The organism is Niveibacterium umoris, from assembly GCF_014197015.1.
GTDB lineage: Bacteria > Pseudomonadota > Gammaproteobacteria > Burkholderiales > Rhodocyclaceae > Niveibacterium > Niveibacterium umoris.
The window spans coordinates 1420387-1438455 of sequence record NZ_JACIET010000001.1; the positions used below are offsets into that span (position 1 = coordinate 1420387).

Annotated in this window: 11 protein-coding genes, 1 tRNA gene and 1 pseudogene; 6 read left to right on the forward strand and 7 right to left on the reverse strand. The window is 62.7% G+C overall.

Features of this window, described 5'->3' with window-relative positions; genetic code table 11:
• Window positions 1-150 precede the first annotated feature (150 nt).
• A complete protein-coding gene (locus GGR36_RS06340) occupies window positions 151-3018 on the forward strand; it encodes an adenosylcobalamin-dependent ribonucleoside-diphosphate reductase (RefSeq protein ID WP_183633196.1) in 2868 nt (955 codons plus the stop codon).
• Between the two features lie 145 nt (window positions 3019-3163).
• Here GGR36_RS06340 and GGR36_RS06345 read toward each other — a convergent pair whose 3' ends face one another.
• From GGR36_RS06345 to GGR36_RS06355, 3 genes are read right to left on the reverse strand one after another with little or no spacing between them, the layout of a single operon-like run.
• Window positions 3164-4579, reverse strand: a complete 1416-nt coding sequence (locus tag GGR36_RS06345; protein WP_183633198.1) for an efflux transporter outer membrane subunit — start codon at window positions 4577-4579, stop codon at window positions 3164-3166.
• Window positions 4576-7689, reverse strand: coding sequence for an efflux RND transporter permease subunit (locus tag GGR36_RS06350; RefSeq protein WP_183633200.1), 3114 nt, complete (start codon window positions 7687-7689; stop codon window positions 4576-4578). The genes GGR36_RS06345 and GGR36_RS06350 overlap by 4 nt, the downstream gene beginning before the upstream one ends.
• Window positions 7690-7700: 11 nt before the next feature.
• Entirely contained in the window at window positions 7701-8876 is a 1176-nt protein-coding gene (locus tag GGR36_RS06355; RefSeq protein ID WP_183633202.1) for an efflux RND transporter periplasmic adaptor subunit, read from the reverse strand.
• Window positions 8877-9078: 202 nt separating this feature from the next.
• Between GGR36_RS06355 and GGR36_RS21610 the strand changes: the two genes are divergently transcribed.
• The 3 genes from GGR36_RS21610 to GGR36_RS06370 all read left to right on the forward strand — a co-directional run bounded on the left by GGR36_RS21610 (window position 9079) and on the right by GGR36_RS06370 (window position 11416).
• Window positions 9079-9246 (forward strand): hypothetical protein, encoded by a 168-nt coding sequence (locus GGR36_RS21610; protein WP_207064296.1) that lies wholly within the window; start codon window positions 9079-9081, stop codon window positions 9244-9246.
• Window positions 9247-9497: 251 nt separating this feature from the next.
• A complete protein-coding gene (locus GGR36_RS06365) occupies window positions 9498-10658 on the forward strand; it encodes a Fic family protein (protein ID WP_183633206.1) in 1161 nt (386 codons plus the stop codon).
• A gap of 92 nt (window positions 10659-10750) precedes the next feature.
• Entirely contained in the window at window positions 10751-11416 is a 666-nt protein-coding gene (locus GGR36_RS06370; protein WP_183633208.1) for a pseudouridine synthase, read from the forward strand.
• Window positions 11417-11812: 396 nt separating this feature from the next.
• Here the strand turns inward: GGR36_RS06370 and GGR36_RS06375 are convergent.
• Both GGR36_RS06375 and GGR36_RS06380 read right to left on the reverse strand, forming a co-directional pair.
• A pseudogene (locus tag GGR36_RS06375) lies at window positions 11813-12568 on the reverse strand (ferredoxin--NADP reductase).
• A gap of 228 nt (window positions 12569-12796) precedes the next feature.
• Window positions 12797-12884, reverse strand: a tRNA-Ser gene (locus GGR36_RS06380).
• Between the two features lie 184 nt (window positions 12885-13068).
• Between GGR36_RS06380 and GGR36_RS06385 the strand changes: the two genes are divergently transcribed.
• A complete protein-coding gene (locus GGR36_RS06385) occupies window positions 13069-13755 on the forward strand; it encodes a Bax inhibitor-1/YccA family protein (protein WP_183633210.1) in 687 nt (228 codons plus the stop codon).
• Window positions 13756-13941: 186 nt separating this feature from the next.
• Here GGR36_RS06385 and rlmD read toward each other — a convergent pair whose 3' ends face one another.
• Window positions 13942-15237, reverse strand: a complete 1296-nt coding sequence (gene rlmD / locus GGR36_RS06390; RefSeq protein WP_183633218.1) for a 23S rRNA (uracil(1939)-C(5))-methyltransferase RlmD — start codon at window positions 15235-15237, stop codon at window positions 13942-13944.
• Here rlmD and GGR36_RS06395 point away from each other — a divergent pair.
• Entirely contained in the window at window positions 15205-16431 is a 1227-nt protein-coding gene (locus tag GGR36_RS06395) for a cupin domain-containing protein (RefSeq protein ID WP_242533082.1), read from the forward strand. The genes rlmD and GGR36_RS06395 overlap by 33 nt on opposite strands.
• A 486-nt stretch (window positions 16432-16917) precedes the next feature.
• On the opposite strand, the gene bamC is transcribed toward GGR36_RS06395, so the two are convergent.
• A complete protein-coding gene (bamC, locus tag GGR36_RS06400; protein WP_183633220.1) occupies window positions 16918-18063 on the reverse strand; it encodes an outer membrane protein assembly factor BamC in 1146 nt (381 codons plus the stop codon).
• Window positions 18064-18069: the final 6 nt, after the last annotated feature.

Consider the following 18069-nt stretch of genomic DNA (forward strand, 5'->3'; position numbering starts at 1 on the left):
CATCGCGCGGCGCCTTGCCTGGCGCCGCTCTCAAGCGAATCACCTACCATCGCTTGATGAAACCATGTGACGACCTACAATATATTGTGGTCTAATCACCGCCTGCCGCCGTTCTGGCAAGCCGTCCAATCCCCTAATCCGGAGTTCGTCATGAGTCAACGCGAAGCCACCGTATCCCTCGATACATTGCTGCCCCAGGAAATCTCGGGCGAAGTCCTGCTGGAAAAGTACGCCAAGGGCTCGGAGCAATCGGTCGAGGATGTACGGCGCCGCGTGGCTCGTGCTCTGGCCGCCAACGAAGCCGAAGACCGTCGTGCGCACTGGGAAAGCAAGTTCGAATTCGCACTCGAGTCGGGTTTCGTGCCGGCCGGTCGTATCAACTCGGCCGCTGGCACCAGCCTCGCCGCGACCCTGATCAATTGCTTCGTGCAGCCGGTCGGCGATTCGGTGACCGAAGTCGTCGACGGCCGCCCCGGCATCTACACGGCACTGGCCGAGGCCGCTGAAACCATGCGTCGTGGCGGCGGCGTGGGCTACGACTTCTCGTCGATCCGCCCGTCTGGCGCATTGGTACGCGGCACGCAGAGCCGCGCCAGCGGCCCGGTCAGCTACATGCGGGTGTTCGACCGCTCGTGCGAGACGGTCGAATCCGCCGGCGCGCGCCGCGGCGCCCAGATGGGCGTGCTGCGCTGCGACCACCCGGACATCGAGGCCTTCATCCATGCCAAGGACGAAGGCGACCTGTCGAACTTCAACATCTCGGTCGGCGTGACCGACGAGTTCATGAAGGCGGTCGAGAGCGACGGCGATGTCGAGCTGGCACACAAGTCCGAGCCCTGCGTCGAGTTGCGCGAAGCTGGCAGCTACCAGCGTGAAGACGGCTCGTGGGTGTATCGCAAGGTCCGCGCGCGCGACCTGTGGGAACAGATCATGCGCTCCACCTACGACCATGCCGAGCCGGGCATCCTGTTCCTTGACCGGATGAACCGCGACAACAACCTGTACTACTGCGAGACGATCGAAGCGACGAACCCATGCGCCGAACAGCCGCTGCCGCCCTATGGCTGCTGCTGCCTGGGCTCGATCAACCTGGTCAAGTTCGTGCGCGACGCATTTGGCAAGAAAGCCAGCTTTGACTACGACGCCTTCGGCGAAGTGGTCGAGACCTCGATCCGCATGCTCGACAACGTGCTGGACGTGACCAACTGGCCGCTCGAGAACCAGCACCAGGAAGCCATGAACAAGCGCCGCGTCGGCCTGGGTTTCACCGGGCTGGGCGACGCGCTGATCATGCTCAAGCTGCGCTACGACACGGCCGAAGCGCGCGCAATGGCGACCAAGATCTCCGAATACATGCGCGACCGCGCCTACATGGCCTCGGTGAACCTCGCCAAGGAACGCGGCGCCTTCCCGCTCTTCAATGCAGACATGTACCTGTCGGGCGGCAACTTCGCCTCGCGCCTGCCGAACGACGTGAAGGACAAGATCCGCAAGCACGGCATCCGCAATTCGCACCTGCTGTCGATCGCCCCCACCGGCACCATCTCGCTGGCCTTTGCCGATAACGCCTCGAACGGCATCGAACCGCCCTTCTCGTATACCTACACCCGCAAGAAACGGATGGCCGACGGCACCTTCAAGGAATACGCGGTCGAGGACTACGCCTGGCGTGCCTACCGCCACTTGGGCGGCAACGTCGAAAAGTTGCCGGATTACTTTGTGACCGCGCTGCAGATCTCGGCCCAGGCGCACAAGGACATGGTCGCGGCCGTCGCACCGTACGTCGATACCTCGATCTCCAAGACCGTCAACGTGCCGGCCGACTACCCCTACACCGACTTCGAGGATCTCTACCTCGACGCCTGGAAGGCTGGCCTCAAGGGCCTCGCGACCTACCGCCCCAACAGCGTGCTGGGTTCGGTGCTGTCGGTCGAGCCGAGCAATACCGAGAAGAAACAGCCGCAGGACGTGGTGATCGCCGACGCCAACCGTCGCCTCTCGATCAAGTCGCTGCCGGCCCCGGTGCTGGCGAGCCTGCGCTGGCCGGGTCGCCCGTCGCTGCCGGACGGCAACAGTTCCTGGACCTACATGCTCGAGACGCCGCAAGGTGAATTCGGCATCTTCGTCGGCCACATGGAACCGAACGGCGACGCGGTGCCGCGTGGCGCCTTCCCGTTCGAAGTGTGGGTAAATGGTGCCGACCAGCCGCGCGGTCTGGGTGCCGTGGCCAAGACGCTGTCGATGGACATGCGCGCCAACGACCGCGCCTGGCTCAAGCTCAAGCTCGACACGCTGGCCCGCACGGTCGGCGAGCGCTCGTTCGAACTGCCCTTCCCGCCGCACGGCGAGCGCAAGATCGTCCCGGGCGTGGTCGCGGCCTTCGCCCAGATCGTCCGCTACCGCTGCGAGAAGCTCGGTGCGTTTGAAGTCGAAGCCCCGACCCCGGTGCTGGATGCGGTGTTCAGCCTGCAGGAGCCGAAAACCGGCACCGACGGCACGCTGTCCTGGACGGTGGATATCGCCAACCCGGCGACCGGCGAAGAGTTCGTCCTCGGCCTCAAGGAAATCATGCTGCCGGACGGTGTCACCCGCCCCTACTCGATGTGGCTCTCGGGTAACTACCCGCGTGCGCTCGATGGCCTGACGCAGATCCTCTCGCTCGACATGCGTGTCATGGACCCGGCCTGGATCGGCATGAAGCTGCGCAAGCTGCTGAACTACCCGGAACCGCTGGGCGATTTCATGGCCTTCGTGCCGGGCACCCGCCGCCAGCAGAACTGGCCCTCGACGGTCGCCTACGTCGCACGTCTGGTCATCCACCGCTACGCGATGCTGGGTGTGCTCGACGAGAACGGCTACCCGACCCGCGAGATGGGCATCCTCGAAGCGCCGCGCAACGAGCGCGACCCGGAGCTGATGCAGGGTTCGCTGTGTTCCGAGTGCGGCAACGCCTCGGTCATCCGCAAGGACGGCTGCGATTTCTGCACCGCCTGCGGCGCGGTCGGGACCTGCGGTTAAGTCTGCTAAGCGAGGCGCAGGTTCGGGCCTCACACGCGACAAAAAGAAACGGGGGCCAGTGGCCCCCGTTTTCTATTCTTACCGTCCCGATCGACAACCCCCCCGATCCGGAAGACCGGAATCAGGGGTGCTGCTGCCAGCCCCCTTACCTGATGGTTTCTGCCTTCCAGCCCCCGCCCAGCGCCTTGAACAGGGCGATCGACGCATTCAGCCGGGTTTCACGAGACTGGATGAAGGCAATCTGCACATCGTTGGTCGAACGCTGTGCATCGAGCAAGTCGATGAATGCCGCCGAGCCGGCGTCGTAGCGCGCACGCGCGATGCGTTCGGCCTTTTCCGCCGCGCTCAGCTGCGCTTCGCGCGCCTTCTCGGTTACCGCACTTTGCCGCAGCGTCACCAGCGCATCGAGCACTTCGCGGTAGGCCGTCTGCGCGGTCTTGCGGTACTGCTCCAGCGCTTCCTTCTGGACGGCGGTGGCTTGGTCCAGTTTGCCGAGGCGGTAGCCCGCGTCAAACACCGGAAGGTTGACCACGGCGCTCGCGGACCAGATCCGCGCACCGGAATTGAAGAGGTTGGAGAGGTCGAAACTCTCACCACCCAAAGCGCCAGTCAGTGAAATGCTGGGGAACAGCGCCGCCTTCGCGACACCGATCTGCGCGTTGTACGAAATCAGCGACTGCTCGGCCTGTCGAACATCCGGTCTGCGGTCGAGCAAGTCGGCCGGCAAGCCGGCCGGCGGCACCGGCGGAAGCGGAAGCTTGCGGACGTCGTCGCTCGCAGCGATCGACAGATCGGGGGCACCGACCAGCAAGCCGAGCTGATGCTCCTGCAAGGCGCGCTGCTGGGTCAGCAGCGACACCTGCGCCTCCAGCGCCGCGCGGGCGCTCTCGGCCTGCTGAACATCGAGCGCCGAGACCTTGCCCGCGTCGTAGCGACGTTGCGCGATCGCCGCCGCAGTCTCGCGGGTCTTCAGGCTGGCCTGACTGCTGGCAAGCTGGGTATCGAGACTGCGCAGCGTCAGGTAACCACTGGCAACACCGCCCGCGAGCGAGAGTCGCACCGTGTCGCGGTAGTAACGGCTGCCGGCGGCCTGTGCGATCGCCGCTTCGCGCGCCCGCCGGAACTTGCCCCAGAAGTCGAGCTCGTAGGCCGCCATCAGGCCCGTGAGCTTGAAGTCGTTGTAAGGCCGCGGCGTCAGCTTGTTCGAGGTCCAGGTGTCTCGGCTCGGCGAGATGCGCGAGGCATTGCCGTTCAGGTCGACTTCGGGAAACAGCGCTGCACCGGCCTGGCTCATCACCGCGTCCGCCTGTTCGATGCGCGCCAGGGCGATACGGACATCGCTCGAATCGCGCAGCGCGCGCTCGACCAGCGCATCCAGTTCCGCATCGCCAAAGGCTCGCCACCATTGGTCCGCAACCGCCACACCTTGCGGCGCACCGGTTTCAACTGGCGCGAACTGCGCCGGCAGCACGTCCGCCGGGCGCTTGTAGTCGGGGCCCATGGCGCAACCAGCCGAAAGCGCCGCCACTGCGGCCATGATCACAGGGAATCGGATTCTCATGCGTGTTCTCCGCCGGAACGTGCGGCACCTTGGCGGCGCCCGGTGAGCCAGATGAAGAAAAGCGGCACGAACAGGGTTGCAATGAAGGTGGCTGCGATCATGCCGCCGAACACGCCGGTTCCCATCGAACGCCGTGCGGCCGCGCCGGCACCGGTCGCAAACACGAGCGGCACCATGCCCAGCACGAACGCGAGCGAGGTCATCACGATCGGGCGGAAGCGCAGCCGGGCCGCTTCAAGTGCGGCATCGATGGCGCTCTTGCCCGCTTCCATTTGCTGCGAGGCAAACTCGACGATCAGGATCGCGTTCTTGGCGGCCAGCCCGACCAGCACCACGAGCCCGATCTGGAAGTAGATGTCGTTGGGGAAACCGCGGACCAGGATCGCGACCAGCGCACCCAGCATCGCGAACGGTATTGCCATCACCACACCGAGCGGCAGCGACCAGCGCTCGAACTGCGCCGCGAGAATCAGGAAGACCATGATCAGGCCGAACGCAAAGGCGGCGATGGAGGTCGAGCCGGTGCGCTTCTCCTGATAGGCCTGGCCGGTCCAGGCGAGCTGGAAACCTTCTGGCAGCACCTTCGCTGCAGTCTCCTCGACGATGCGGATGGCCTCGCCCGAACTCACCCCCGGTGCGCCATTGCCGAGCACCTTTGCAGAAAGGTATCCATTGAAACGGTCCAGCGTTTCCGCGCCCGTCATGCGGCTGACACGCGTCAGTGCCGACAGCGGGATCATCGCGCCGGTGCTGGCGCGCACCCACACCTTGCCGATGTCGTCCGGATTCATTCGGTAAGGCGCGTCGGCCTGCATCTGCACGCGGTAGGTCCGGCCGAACTTGTTGAAGTCGTTGACGTAGTAGGTGCCAATCGTGCTTTGCAGCGCGACGAAGACGTCGGCCACCGGCACGCCCATTGCCAGCGCCTTGTCTTCGTCCACCTCGACATGCAGTTGCGGCGCGGTGGGACGGAAGAAGGTGTTGATGCCGGTGAGATCCTTGCGCTGCTTGAGCGCGTCGACGAAGGCGTTCATCACTTCTTGCAGCTTCTTCGGGTCATCCGACGCGCGGCTCTGCACATAGGCCTCGAAGCCACCCGCGGTGCCCAGCCCGCGAATGGCCGGTGGGTTGAAGGCGATCGCGAGGCCATCCTTCTGCATCATCCCGGCGCCGAATACCGTTTTGACGATGTCGTCTGAGGTTGTGGTCCGCTCGTCCCAGGGTTTCAGGCGTACGAAGATCGTTGCGGCGTTGGCCTTGTTCCCGCCGCCGATCAAATCAAAACCGTTCACCAGGAATACATGCTCGACCGCCGGAAGCTTCTGCAAGGTCTGACGCAAGGCGTCGCCGGTCTTCGCGGTGCGTTCCAGCGAGGCGCCGTCAGGCAGGATCACCGCGCCGAACACGTAGCCCTGATCTTCCGGCGGTACGAAACTGCCGGGAATGCGCATCAGCAGGAAGGCGGCGATTCCGATCACGACGATGTAACCGCCAACGCTCGCCACCCGGTGCCGCAGCGTAAAGGCAACCGTGCCGGTGTAGCTGCGGGTGAAACGCGTGAAGAATCGATTGAAGCCGCCAAAGAAGCCGCGCTCCGCTTCATGCATGGGTTTGAGCAGCAGCGCGCACAGCGCGGGGGTAAGCGTCAACGCCACCAGGCCGGAGATCACCACCGACACCGCCACGGTCACGGCGAACTGTTTGTAGAGCTGGCCGGCAATGCCGCCGAGGAAGGCGACCGGCACGAACACCGAACACAGCACCAGCACGATTGCGATCACAGCGGTAGCCACTTCGCGCATTGCCTCGGCCGCCGCCTCGCGGGGCGATAGCCCCTGCTCCATCATCAGGCGCTCGACGTTTTCCAGCACCACGATCGCATCGTCCACGACGATACCGATCGCGAGCACCATCGCGAACAGCGTCAGTGTGTTGATCGAGAAGTTGAAGATCCATAGGCCGGCGAACGCGCCGATCAGCGACACCGGCACCGCCAGCATCGGAATCAGCGTTGCGCGCCAGCTTTGCAGGAACACGAAGACCACCACGATCACCAGCAAGCTCGCTTCGAGCAGCGTCATCACCACTTCGTGGATGGACGACTGCACGAACACCGTGGTGTCGTACGGGATCATGTACGCGACCCCCTTGGGTAGCTGCTTTGCGAACTCCGACATCTTGGCTTTGACCGCATTGCCGGTGTCCAGCGCATTGGCCCCCGTCTGCAGGAAGATCGCCATGCCGATTGAGGGGTTGCCATCGAGCGTCGTGTAGGCGTCGTAGTTCTGCGCAGCGAGTTCAACCCGGGCGACATCCTTGATCCGCAGGTAGCCATCCGGGCCACCGGCGCGGATGATGATGTTGCCGAATTGCTGCGGATCGAGCAGGCGGCCTCGCGCGGTGACGGTATAGACCAGTTGCTGCCCCGCCAGCGCCGGCGCTGCACCGATCTTGCCCGCCGAGTACTGCGCGTTCTGGCTGTTCAGCGCAGCAGCAATGTCGGTCGCCGTTACGCCCAATTGCGCCATGCGGTCTGGTTTGAGCCAGATGCGCATCGAGTAGTCCTGCGCGCCGAAGATGGTGACGCTTCCCACCCCCTTGACCCGCTTGATCTCGTCGACGATGTTGAGCGACGCGTAATTCGAAAGGAACAGCGCATCGCGAGACTTGTCGGGAGACACCAGCGACGCCACCAACAGGATGTCGGTGGAACTCTTCTGCACGATCACGCCATTGCGACGCACGTCGTCGGGCAAACGCGGCAACACCGCGTTGACCTTGTTGTTGGTGTTGATCGTGGCGTAGTCGGGATTGGTGCCCACCTCGAAGGTCGCGGTAATCGTCAGCGAGCCGCTGGAACTCGCACTGGCCGTGTAATAGATGAGCCCCTCAACCCCATTGAGCTGCTCCTCGATCGGCGCAGCCACGGTGCGTGCCAGCGTTTCGGCCGACGCGCCCGGGTAGGAAGCAATGATCTGCACGGTGGGCGGCGTGATCGACGGGTACTGGGAAATCGGCAGCGACACCGCTGCGACGATGCCGGCAATGACGATGACCAACGAGATCACCGTTGCGAAGATGGGTCTTCGGATGAAGAACTGAGCGAACATGGATCAGCCCCTCATCCCTGCTTCTTCGATGCGCCACCCGCCGGCGGCATGGCGCCCGGCGGCATGGGCTTGACCGGCATCCCGGGGCGTAGCTTGATCAGGTTGTCGACGATCACCTGGTCGCCGGCCTTGAGACCATCGAGGATGATCCAGTCCTTGCCATCCCAGTTGCCCGTCTTGACCGGTCGCGGCGCGACCTTGTCACCCTCACCCACCGTCATGACGACAAAGCCCTGATCGGTCTGGATCAAGGAAGACTGCGGCACGCGGAACACGCCTTCGCGGGTACCCACCTGCAGTCGCACGCGCACGTACTGCCCCGGCAACACGGCGGCTTCAGGATTCGGGAAAACGGCGCGCAGCGAACGCGTACCCAGCTTGGTGTCGATCTGCGTCGCCGCAAAGTCAAGCGTCCCCTTATCGGCATAGGCGCTGCCATTGGGGAGCACGATGCGCACGCCCTGGACCGCTTTGGGTACGAAGCGACCACCGGGGAACCCGGCTTCGTCCGATTCCGACAATGCGAAACGCACCTTGATCGGATCAACCTGGACGACGGTCGTCAGGCTGTCGCCTACCGCCACCAGGTTGCCTTCCGACTTCAGCGCGCGGCCGGTCATGCCCGCCACCGGGGCCGGAACTGCCGCGTAGCCGAGATTCAACTCCGCCGTCTTCAGACTCGCCTGCGCCGCCTGCAACTGCGCGCGGGCAGTGGCCTCAGTGGTGACCGCGTCATCCAGTTCCTTGCGGCTCACTGCATCCTGCGACGAAAGCCCACGGGTGCGGGCGAGTTCGCGTGTGGCCTGTTCAAGCTTGTTGGTCGCATCGCTCACCTGCGCACGGGCGCTGGCAAGCGCGGCTTCGAGCGGTGCGCGATCGAGTTCGAACAATGACTGGCCGGCGCGCACGCTGCCGCCCTCTTCATAGGCACGCTTCACCAGAATCCCGCCGACGCGCGCACGCACTTCGACCTCACGTGCCCCCTCTGCCTGGCCAACCGCTTCGACCATCACCGGCGCACTGGTCGGCTGCACTGTCAGTACGCCTACCGGCAACGCACCCGACGGCGGGCCCGCGGGCTGATCCTTCTGGCCGCAGGCCGCAAGAAGCGCCAGACAGACCAAGCTCGAAACAAGACGGACTTGCGAACCGCCCGGGAACGGCAGTGCGACGCGACGGATGGACATCCGGAACTCCTCGTGGGGTGGCACTGCGAATGATCCCAACACAGCCGGCGGGTGACTTCAGCATGACGGGCACGCAGCATACGATCTGGCCGGACCGAAGGGGCGCGATGAGCCTCCCCCTTTTGGCGAACCCGAGCCATTGAGCATTCGAATGTATCGCTACGCGCCAGATTTGTGAATTGACGCAGACGAAGATCCTTCGGTGACCCTGACGTTCTTGCCACCACATTCGGCCTATTGGCAAGCGGATGGCGCGTCGGCGGATCAAACAGGGCTGTCGCAGCGGGACCAGTATTTCGCGCAGGCCTCGCAGGATGAGCAGCCCGAAAGCGGACTTGCCGTAGATCTGGAGAGCCGAGGTCGGCGCTGAAGCCTTGCCCGCTTTGACCAAAGCGCGGGCAGCGCGCCGACTGACGTGACCATTGTTGGGGCAAACAAGACGGCGGCGCCAAGCAGCTCGACCACCTGCTCGGCGGGAAGCTGGGCGACGTACTCGATCAACTCGCCACCGGCATCTGGCCCGAGGCCGCCTGAACCTGAAACAAGCGCCGCCGTTGTTTTACTTTTAAGCCAAAAATAAAATAACATGCTCGCTTATTTTAACTTCGGGCCAGCCTAGCCATGCAACGCGGTCTTACCGGCAGCTTCACGCCCAGCATCGCGGGCGGCGTGCCCTGCCAGGCCTTCGTGCCCACCCCGCTGCCCCCGGTGCCGCCACTCGAATTCGGCGACAAGCTCCAGGCGCGTATCAACGACGCCCTGCTCGCCCTCGGCCGGCTCGACGCCATCAGCACCCTGCTCCCCGACGCCAAGCTCTTCCTATACAGCTATGTGCGCAAGGAAGCCGTCATGTCCTCGCAGATCGAAGGTACCCAGTCCTCGCTCAGCGATCTCATGCTCTACGAAATGGAAGGCCTGCCCGGCGTACCGATGGACGACGTGCAGGAAGTCTCGTGCTACGTGAAGGCGCTCGACCTGGGCATGCAGCGCATCCGCGAAGGCCAGCCCATCAGCTACCGCCTGCTGTGCGAGCTGCACGCCGCGCTGATGACTTCCGGCCGCGGCATCCAGCGCGGCCCCGGCGAGTTCCGCCGCACCCAGGTCTGGATCGGCGGCCACCGTGCCGACGAGGCGACCTTCGTGCCGCCGCCGCCCACCCACATCGCCGACTGTTTCGCCGCGCTGGAACGCTTCATCAACGATGCCGACACCACCACCGCGCCGGTCATCAAGGCAGCGCTCGCGCATGTGCAGTTCGAAACCATCCACCCGTATCTGGATGGCAACGGCCGCCTCGGCCGCCTGCTGATTCCGCTGATCCTGGTCGAAGCCGGCGTGCTGCAAGAGCCGCTGCTCTACCTCTCCGTCTTCTTCAAGCGCCACCGCCAGACCTACTACGAGCGCCTGCAACAGGTCCGCACCGTGGGCGACTGGGAAGCCTGGCTGCTGTTCTTCGTCGACGCCATCGCCGCCACCGCCAGCCAGGCCGTCAGCGCTGCGCAGCAACTCAGTGCGCTGCATGCGGCCGACAAGGCCCGCCTGCCGGCACTCGGGCGGCTCGCCGGCTCCGCCACGCAGGTGCTCGACGCCCTCGTCGCCCGCCCCATCGCCAACGTCAACGCCATCACCCAGGCCACCGGCCTCACGCCGGCCACCGTGGGCAAAGCGCTGGACGCACTCGAACACACCCTCGGCATCGTCCGCGAACTCACCGGCAACCGCCGCAACCGCGTCTTTGCCTACAGCGCCTACATCGCGCTGCTCAACCAAGAAACTGACTGAACCCTTGGTTCTCTGTCAGCAGAATCTCAGATAGCCAAACGATTCAGGCGCATTAGGGATTCTGCAAGCAGCTCAATGAGACAATTCGCACCGTGGCATCTACTCCCTACTGTCCGCCTGAGCACCAAGGCCTGTCCGTGCTTTATCTCTCGGATCAGCTGATCGTCGTCGACAAACCCAGTGGCTTGCTGAGCGTGCCGGGGCGCCAACCTGGCAAGGAAGACTGCCTGTCGCGTCGGGTACAGGCCGAGTTTCCCGACGCGATGATCGTTCATCGCCTGGACATGGGCACCTCCGGCATCGTCGTCATGGGGCGCGGCGCCAAGGCACAGCGGGAACTCAGTCGCCAGTTTCAGGAGCGCAGGGTGCGAAAGAACTATCAGGCCCTGGTCGATGGGCGCTGGGGTGGGGCCGCCACCGGTGAGATCGGATTGCCCATTGGCGTTGATCAGGAAAACGCTCCCAAGCAGAAAGTCGATCACGACGCGGGCCGGCCGTGCCTGACGCGCTATTGCGTACTTGATAGCGGTGCCGTGCCAGGGATTTCGCGCATCGCGCTGGCGCCCATCACAGGGCGCTTGCACCAACTGCGGGTTCACATGGAAGCAATGGGGCATCCCATCATTGGCGACGACTTCTACGGCACTCCGGCATCCTGTGCCAAGGCTGAGCGTCTGATGTTGCACGCCTGCCAGATCGAATTCGAGCATCCCGAAACTGGGACACTGCTGCGTATTGAATGCCCGCCGCCCTTCTGATCGTAGCGACTCGTGGCACCGTCGGCTTCCAGAACGTTGGCCTTCCTACGTAAAGAAGGACGGGACCCGACCCACAGTTGCCCGTCGACCTATTTGAGGGGCAGCGATGGGCATGTGTGCAGGAGCCGTCACTCGATGCCTGGTCGCGCTCGTCCGGGCGAGCTCCGGCAACACGCTGATCTCGACAAACCCCCACAGCGCTGACGATAGCCAAGAAGTCCGCTGGATGCTGCCAGCCCGGAGGAAAGGTGCCCGAGGAGGCATTCCCCGTTGGTTTCGGGCCGGCGAATTCTGCGGATTCAGCCGGCGCCCCCCAACCTCTGCGACGCATGTAAAGAAGAAGCGGGCACGCCGACCGACTCCGCCTTGTGGCCAGCGGGACTGTCTGCCCGTCGCCTACTTCTCCACAAACGCCCGTTCGATCACGTAGTCGCCCGGCGTGCCGATTTTCGGCGAGACCTTGAAGCCGCGCGCGATAGCTCCTTGACCATTCCCGGGCTGCCGCACAGCATCGGGCGATCGTGCGCCGGATCGATCGGCGGCAGGCCAAGGTCGACGCACAGCTTGCCGGACTCGATCAGCGTCGTCAGGCGGCCCAGGTTGCGGAAGGGCTCACCCGTCACCGTGGAGTAGTACAGCAGCTGGTCGCGAATGTAGTCGCCGAGGAACTCATGCTCCGGCAACTCGCGCTGGATCTGTTCGGCATAGGCAAGTTCGCTGACGCTGCGCACGCCGTGCGTAACCACCACCTTGTCGAAGCGCTCGTAGGTTTCCGGGTCCTTGATGATGCTGAGGAAGGGCGCGAGTCCGGTGCCGGTGCTGAGCAGGAAGAGGTTACGGCCGGACAGCAGATCGTCGATGATCAGCGTACCGGTTGGCTTGGAGGATCTCGTCGCCCGGCTTCAGGTGTTGCAGCCGCGAGGTGAGCGGGCCGTTCGGCACCTTGATGCTGAAGAACTCCAGATGCTCTTCGTGGTTGGCGCTGGCGATGCTGTAGGCGCGCAGCAGCGGGCGATTCTCGTCCTGCAGACCAATCATCACAAACTGGCCGTTGGCAAAGCGCAGGCCGGGGTCGCGCGTGGTCTTGAAGCTGAACAGCGTATCGTTCCAGTGGTGGACGTCGATCACGGTTTCGGTGGCGAGCTTGCTCAACGCGGTGGCGCGCTCCAACCAGTCTTCAGATTGACCCGCGTCGAAACGCGTTGGATCTTGATCGCAATCTGATCCTGACGGTGCAACAGGTTGGAGACGCAGGCTATGAAGGGGCTTGGCAGAAGAACCGAACCGCCTCAGCGAGATCCCTACCACTCGCAATATTGATGGGGCAATTGATGGAGCAAACAAAAAAGCGCCCCGTAAGGCGCTTGATTGTTTGTATCTTGGCGGAGGCGGTGAGATTCGAACTCACGAACGGTTGCCCGTTGCCGGTTTTCAAGACCGGTGCAATCGACCACTCTGCCACACCTCCGATGTCATCCTGCGGCACCGACAATCAGCGATCGTGCGGATTGCCCAAGCTGGCATGACCTTCACCGGGCGTTGCCCATCCGGCGAGGGACGCGAGTTTATCACGTCCAGCGATGCCGTCGATCCGAGAACCTTTAGAATGCGGCCATGTCCAACTCGCCGAGTTCAACTGAAGGAGCCAATCGATGAGCTTGAATTCTGTCCCGATGAATGGCGAAGTCATTTCGCTCACACGAAACCGGGTCCTCCGCAACACCTACCTGCTGCTCGCGATCTCGATGCTGCCGACGATCGCCGGGGCCGCGCTTGGGGTGCGCCTGGGCTTTTCTTTCTTCGCAGGTAGCCCGCTGATCGGTTTCCTGCTCTTCATGGGCATCGCATTCGGATTTTTCTTCGCGATCGAGAAGTTCAAGAACAGTTCCGTGGGTGTCGCCCTGCTGCTTGGCTTCACCTTCTTCATGGGCTTGATGCTCTCGCGCATCCTGCAGGTGATGCTGGGCTTCTCAAACGGCGCTTCCTTGATCGCCCTGGCAGCAGGGGGCACCGGAGTGATCTTCTTCGCAATGGCGAGCATCGCCACAGTCACCAAGCGCGATCTTTCGGGTATGGGTAAATTCCTGTTTGTAGGAATGATCCTCGCGCTCATCGCGGGCGTGGCGAACATCTTCCTGCAATTGCCTGTACTCTCGATCGTAATGTCGGTGGTGTTTCTAGGCATCTTCTCGGCCTATATCCTGTACGACGTGAATCGCGTCGTCAGTGGCGGAGAAACGAACTACATCAGCGCAACGCTGGCAATTTACCTCGACATCTACAACGTGTTCGTCAGCCTTCTGCAGTTGCTGGGCATCTTCGGCGGCGAGCGCGACTGACCTGCACATGTGAGTACCGAGCTTTGAATCGATTCCTGTCGATCACTCGGCGCTGATTCTGACGGATACCCTGCAGACGCCACGTCTCGGGGTACCCGTCACTCTGCATGGAGCCTGCTGGAAGAAATCGCCGCCATGAAGGTCACGGAGCGCGCCCTGCATCCGGACCGGCGAGCAGACAAAGGCCTATCTCTCGAACAGCGCGATCGACTCCACATGCGACGTGTGCGGGAACATGTTCGCGACGCCGGCACCGCGCAGTCGATAGCCCTTTTCATGCACTAGGACGGCAGCATCGCGAGCCAAGGTTCCTGGATTGCAGGAAACATAGACGATGCGCCCCGGTGCGTTGTCGCCAAGCGCCTTGACCACGGCGATGGCCCCCTCTCTCGGCGGGTCTATCAACATCTTGTCGATGCGACCCAGCCCGGCGATGCTCTTTGGCGTCGCCTCGAAAAGGTTGGCAACAAGAAACTCGCTCAATGACGACAAGCCATTGGCCGCCGCATTTGCAGCGGCGCGCGCGACCAACGCGGCGCTCCCCTCGACGCCCACTACCTGAGCGCCGCGCCTGGCTATCGGCAGACTGAAGTTCCCAAGCCCGCAGAACAAGTCCGCGATCCGTTCGCCAGGACGAGGTTCGAGCAATTGCATCGAGCGGCGGATGAGTAAGCGATTGATGTGAACATTGACCTGCGTGAAGTCCGTCGGACGAAACGCGAGGCGAAGATCGAATTCGGGAAGGGTGTAGGTCAACGCTTGGGCATCGTTCGCATCGATCGGATGCGCAGTATCCGGACCGCCCGGCTGTATCCACATGCTGAAACCATGCTTCGCACCGAAATCGCGGAGTCGCGCGAGATCCGTCGGAGAGGGTGCGAGCAGCGTCCTCAGCACCACGACGGTTCTGTCCTCACCGACGGCTATCTCAATTTGCGGCACACGATCCGGAATCGAAAGGCTGCCGACGAGCGCGCGCAAAGCGAGCAGTTGATGACCAATGCTTGAAGGCAGGATCTCGCACGAACGCATATCGGCGATATAGCTGCTTTTCTTTTCGTGAAAGCCGACCAACACCCCGCCTTTGGTCGGCACCTGCCGAACGGTCAGCCGCGCACGGTAGCGGTAACCCCAGGTCGGGCCGTAGATCGCCGGGTAGATCAGCTCCGGTTTAAGGCGCGCGATATGCCACAAGCTGTCTTCCAGCACGCGTTGCTTGGCGGCAACCTGGGCGCCTGCATCGAGGTGCTGCATGCTGCAGCCGCCACAGGTACCGAAGAACTCGCAGCGGGGCGCAACCCGTTGCGGACTCTCCGAGATCAAGCGCGTGGCAGTGGCCTGCTCGAATTTGGCCTTCTTCCGGTAGCTTGAGTACTCGACACGCTCGCCCGGCAATGCTCCTTCGATGAAGATCGCCTTGCCGTCAACACGAGCGATACCTCGCCCCTCATGATCCAGCGATTCGATGGTTGCGATCGACATTCGCGGTTGTCCTTGCTGCCATGGCCAAAAACGGGGCCGAATTGTACCAGCGGCCTTGCAATTGCTCGTCGCTATAATCGCCAGATGAAATCAACACTGCTGGGCGGCCTGAGTGCCGACGAATTCCTCGCCAAGTACTGGCAACGCAAGCCGTTGCTGGTGCGCGGCGCGATCCCGGGCTTCCAGGGCATCTTCGACCGGACACAGTTGCTCGATCTGGCAACGCGGGACGACATGGAATCCCGCAAAGTCTGGAACGAAAACGGCACTTGGCGCCTGGCACACGGGCCGTTCACAAGCCGCGACTGGCGACAGAAAGGGCCCTGGACGAGCCTGGTCTCGGGAACGAACCTTGTATCGGACGAGGCCGACGCCTTGCTCAGGGCGTTCAACTTCATCCCGTATGCGCGCCTGGATGACCTGATGGTCAGCTATGCGACCGACGGCGGCGGAGTTGGTCCGCACTTCGACAACTACGACGTTTTCCTGATCCAGGGTCTTGGACGCCGCAAGTGGCGGATAAGCGCGCAACGCGACCTCACCGTCATCGAGAACGCGCCGCTCCGGCTGCTGAAGAACTTCAAACCCTCGCGCGAGTGGATCGTCGACCCCGGCGACCTGCTCTATCTGCCGCCCCAGTACGCCCATGACGGCGTTGCCATTGGCGAATGCATGACCTATTCCGTCGGCTTTCGTACCGCAACCACGCAAGAATTGGCGGACGCCTTCCTGACCTATCTGCAAGAGCAACTCGACCTCAGCGGTCGGTATGCTGATCCGGATCTCAAGCGCCCACGAAATCCGGCCGAAATCAGCGACGAAATGGTGGACAAGGTGGCGCAAATGCTTTCGCGGATCGACTGGAACCGCAACACGGTCGCGAACTTCCTCGGCAGCTATCTGAGCGAACCCAAGGCTCATGTGTTCTTCGATCCGCCTGAAAAACCAATGAGCAAACTTCGCTTTGCCGAGACAGTTCGCAAGCGTGGCTTCCGCCTCGACCTCAGAACGCAGTTGCTGTTCCGTGGAAATCGCTTCTTTCTCAACGGGGAACCCATCGCGGCGACGTCCGAACAGCGTGCGCCGCTCAGATCGCTCGCAAAAGATCGCCGCTTGAGCGCAAATGCTGTCAACCCAGCGGTTCTTGATGCGTTTTATGATTGGTATTGCAGTGGGTTCGGGTCGCCAGCGTAGTTGCAGTGCACTATGCCGAACACTTGAGCTTTTGAAAAACATGCTAGAATCTGTGATCGGTTAGGCTCTTAGCCGAGCCGACCAAAGAATTTGGCGTTTGTCTTTATCGATAAGGGAAACCAACAATGAAGCATTCTCTCCTCGTCGCCGCCCTGCTGGCGCTGGCTGTTACCGCTTGTGGCAAGAAAGAAGAAGCACCGGTCGAGCAATCGGCTCCGGCTGCTGTTGAACAATCGGCTCCGGCCGCTGAAGCTTCGGCTCCGGCTGCTGACGCTTCGGCTCCGGCTGCTGACGCTTCGGCTCCGGCTGCGGAAGCCCCGGCTGCTGAACAGTCCGCCGCGAAGTAATTCGCGTCGTCTGTCAGAAAAGGCCGACCTTCGGGTCGGCTTTTTTTCGTCCTTCGTTTTCAGCGCTGGACCGAAAGGCGAAAAAACTAGGGCGCCTGCAATTGAAAGGCGCCCTGGCATTTCGCTAGCTAGAACTGGATTACTTCAACTGCTCAAACAGCATCTGAAGCACCTTGTTCGCTTCTTCACCCTTGTCGATCGTACCGTCCTTGTCGAGCACCCGCACCAGAGAACGCTTATCGTCGCCCTTCACGAAGACGCGATACGACGCACCGGGCTGCAACTGAACGATAGGCCCGGCTGTCGGATCGCTCTTGCGCCAGAACGCAAGCTTATCCAGCCAGCCTTCCTCCTTCTTGTCGATCTTCGCACCAGAAACGCGAACATCGAAGAGGCCAACCGTTCTGTCTCGGTCTTCAACGAGGAAGCCGCTGCGATCCAGGGCGAGGCCCACTTGCCGCCAAGCGTCGTCTATCGATCCGGCGAGAATCAACGCCGCACCGCCGTCCGCAGCCCGCTCCAGACGCGCGCGATCAGTCGGTGTCGAGGACGCAAGAAGTGCGCGCGCACTGTCTTCACTTGCCCCCAGTGACAGCATCAACTTGCGCAGCATTTCGGACTCCATGCCAGGATCCGGCTTGCGCCAGACCCAGGAAGTCGACTCCTTCTGCGTTGCAAGCACCTCTTCGATGCCGCGGTGGCTGATGAACACATCCACAGTGCCCGGCTGCGAACCCGGCTCGATTCGCGTCCGGTAGCGATCGCGCTCCGGCGAGCTATAGGCACCTTCAAAGTACTTGCCGATCGAATCGCGAATAATGTCCTGCTTGATCTTGGCGCGATTCTCAAGCCAATCCGTTTCGAGAATCCCGAGTTCCGGATTGTCGACCACCAAGGTGAAGCCGTTGTCTGCCCAGAACTTCTTGATCTTGGGATAAACCTGCGCAGGTGTCAGCGGCACGACCAGCCAGCGCTCTGAACCGGCCCTGCCGATTGACATCTTGGCGACATCAGGCAGGACTTCGGGGCCGCTCGAAGCAGGCGCTCCGATTCCGGGCTTCCGACCAGCTTGATATTCCGACAAGGTCGCCGCTGCCGCCTCACCTTCCAGCGCATACCGGTCGTCGCGACCAGGCCGCGTCAGATCGGGCGGCACATCCAGCGGCCCCGAGCGCTGTTGCGCACCCGCCTTGTAGTCCACCTTGCCAACATCCTTCGATGACCAGGTACATGCGGAAAGTGCAACCACCAGGCACACCGACGCAACGCTTTCCAGCTTCATCATGCAACG

Excerpts from the sequence above, each read along its gene's own strand:
- GGR36_RS06365 (WP_183633206.1), top strand. The coding sequence starts at position 9,498 with ATGCAACGCGGTCTTACCGGCAGCTTCACGCCCAGCATCGCGGGCGGC.
- GGR36_RS06395 (WP_242533082.1), top strand. The coding sequence starts at position 15,205 with ATGATCCAGCGATTCGATGGTTGCGATCGACATTCGCGGTTGTCCTTG.
- GGR36_RS06340 (WP_183633196.1), top strand. The coding sequence starts at position 151 with ATGAGTCAACGCGAAGCCACCGTATCCCTCGATACATTGCTGCCCCAG.
- GGR36_RS06385 (WP_183633210.1), top strand. The coding sequence starts at position 13,069 with ATGAGCTTGAATTCTGTCCCGATGAATGGCGAAGTCATTTCGCTCACA.
- GGR36_RS06345 (WP_183633198.1), bottom strand. The coding sequence starts at position 4,579 with ATGAGAATCCGATTCCCTGTGATCATGGCCGCAGTGGCGGCGCTTTCG.
- GGR36_RS06350 (WP_183633200.1), bottom strand. The coding sequence starts at position 7,689 with ATGTTCGCTCAGTTCTTCATCCGAAGACCCATCTTCGCAACGGTGATC.
- rlmD (WP_183633218.1), bottom strand. The coding sequence starts at position 15,237 with ATGTCGATCGCAACCATCGAATCGCTGGATCATGAGGGGCGAGGTATC.
- bamC (WP_183633220.1), bottom strand. The coding sequence starts at position 18,063 with ATGATGAAGCTGGAAAGCGTTGCGTCGGTGTGCCTGGTGGTTGCACTT.
- GGR36_RS06355 (WP_183633202.1), bottom strand. The coding sequence starts at position 8,876 with ATGTCCATCCGTCGCGTCGCACTGCCGTTCCCGGGCGGTTCGCAAGTC.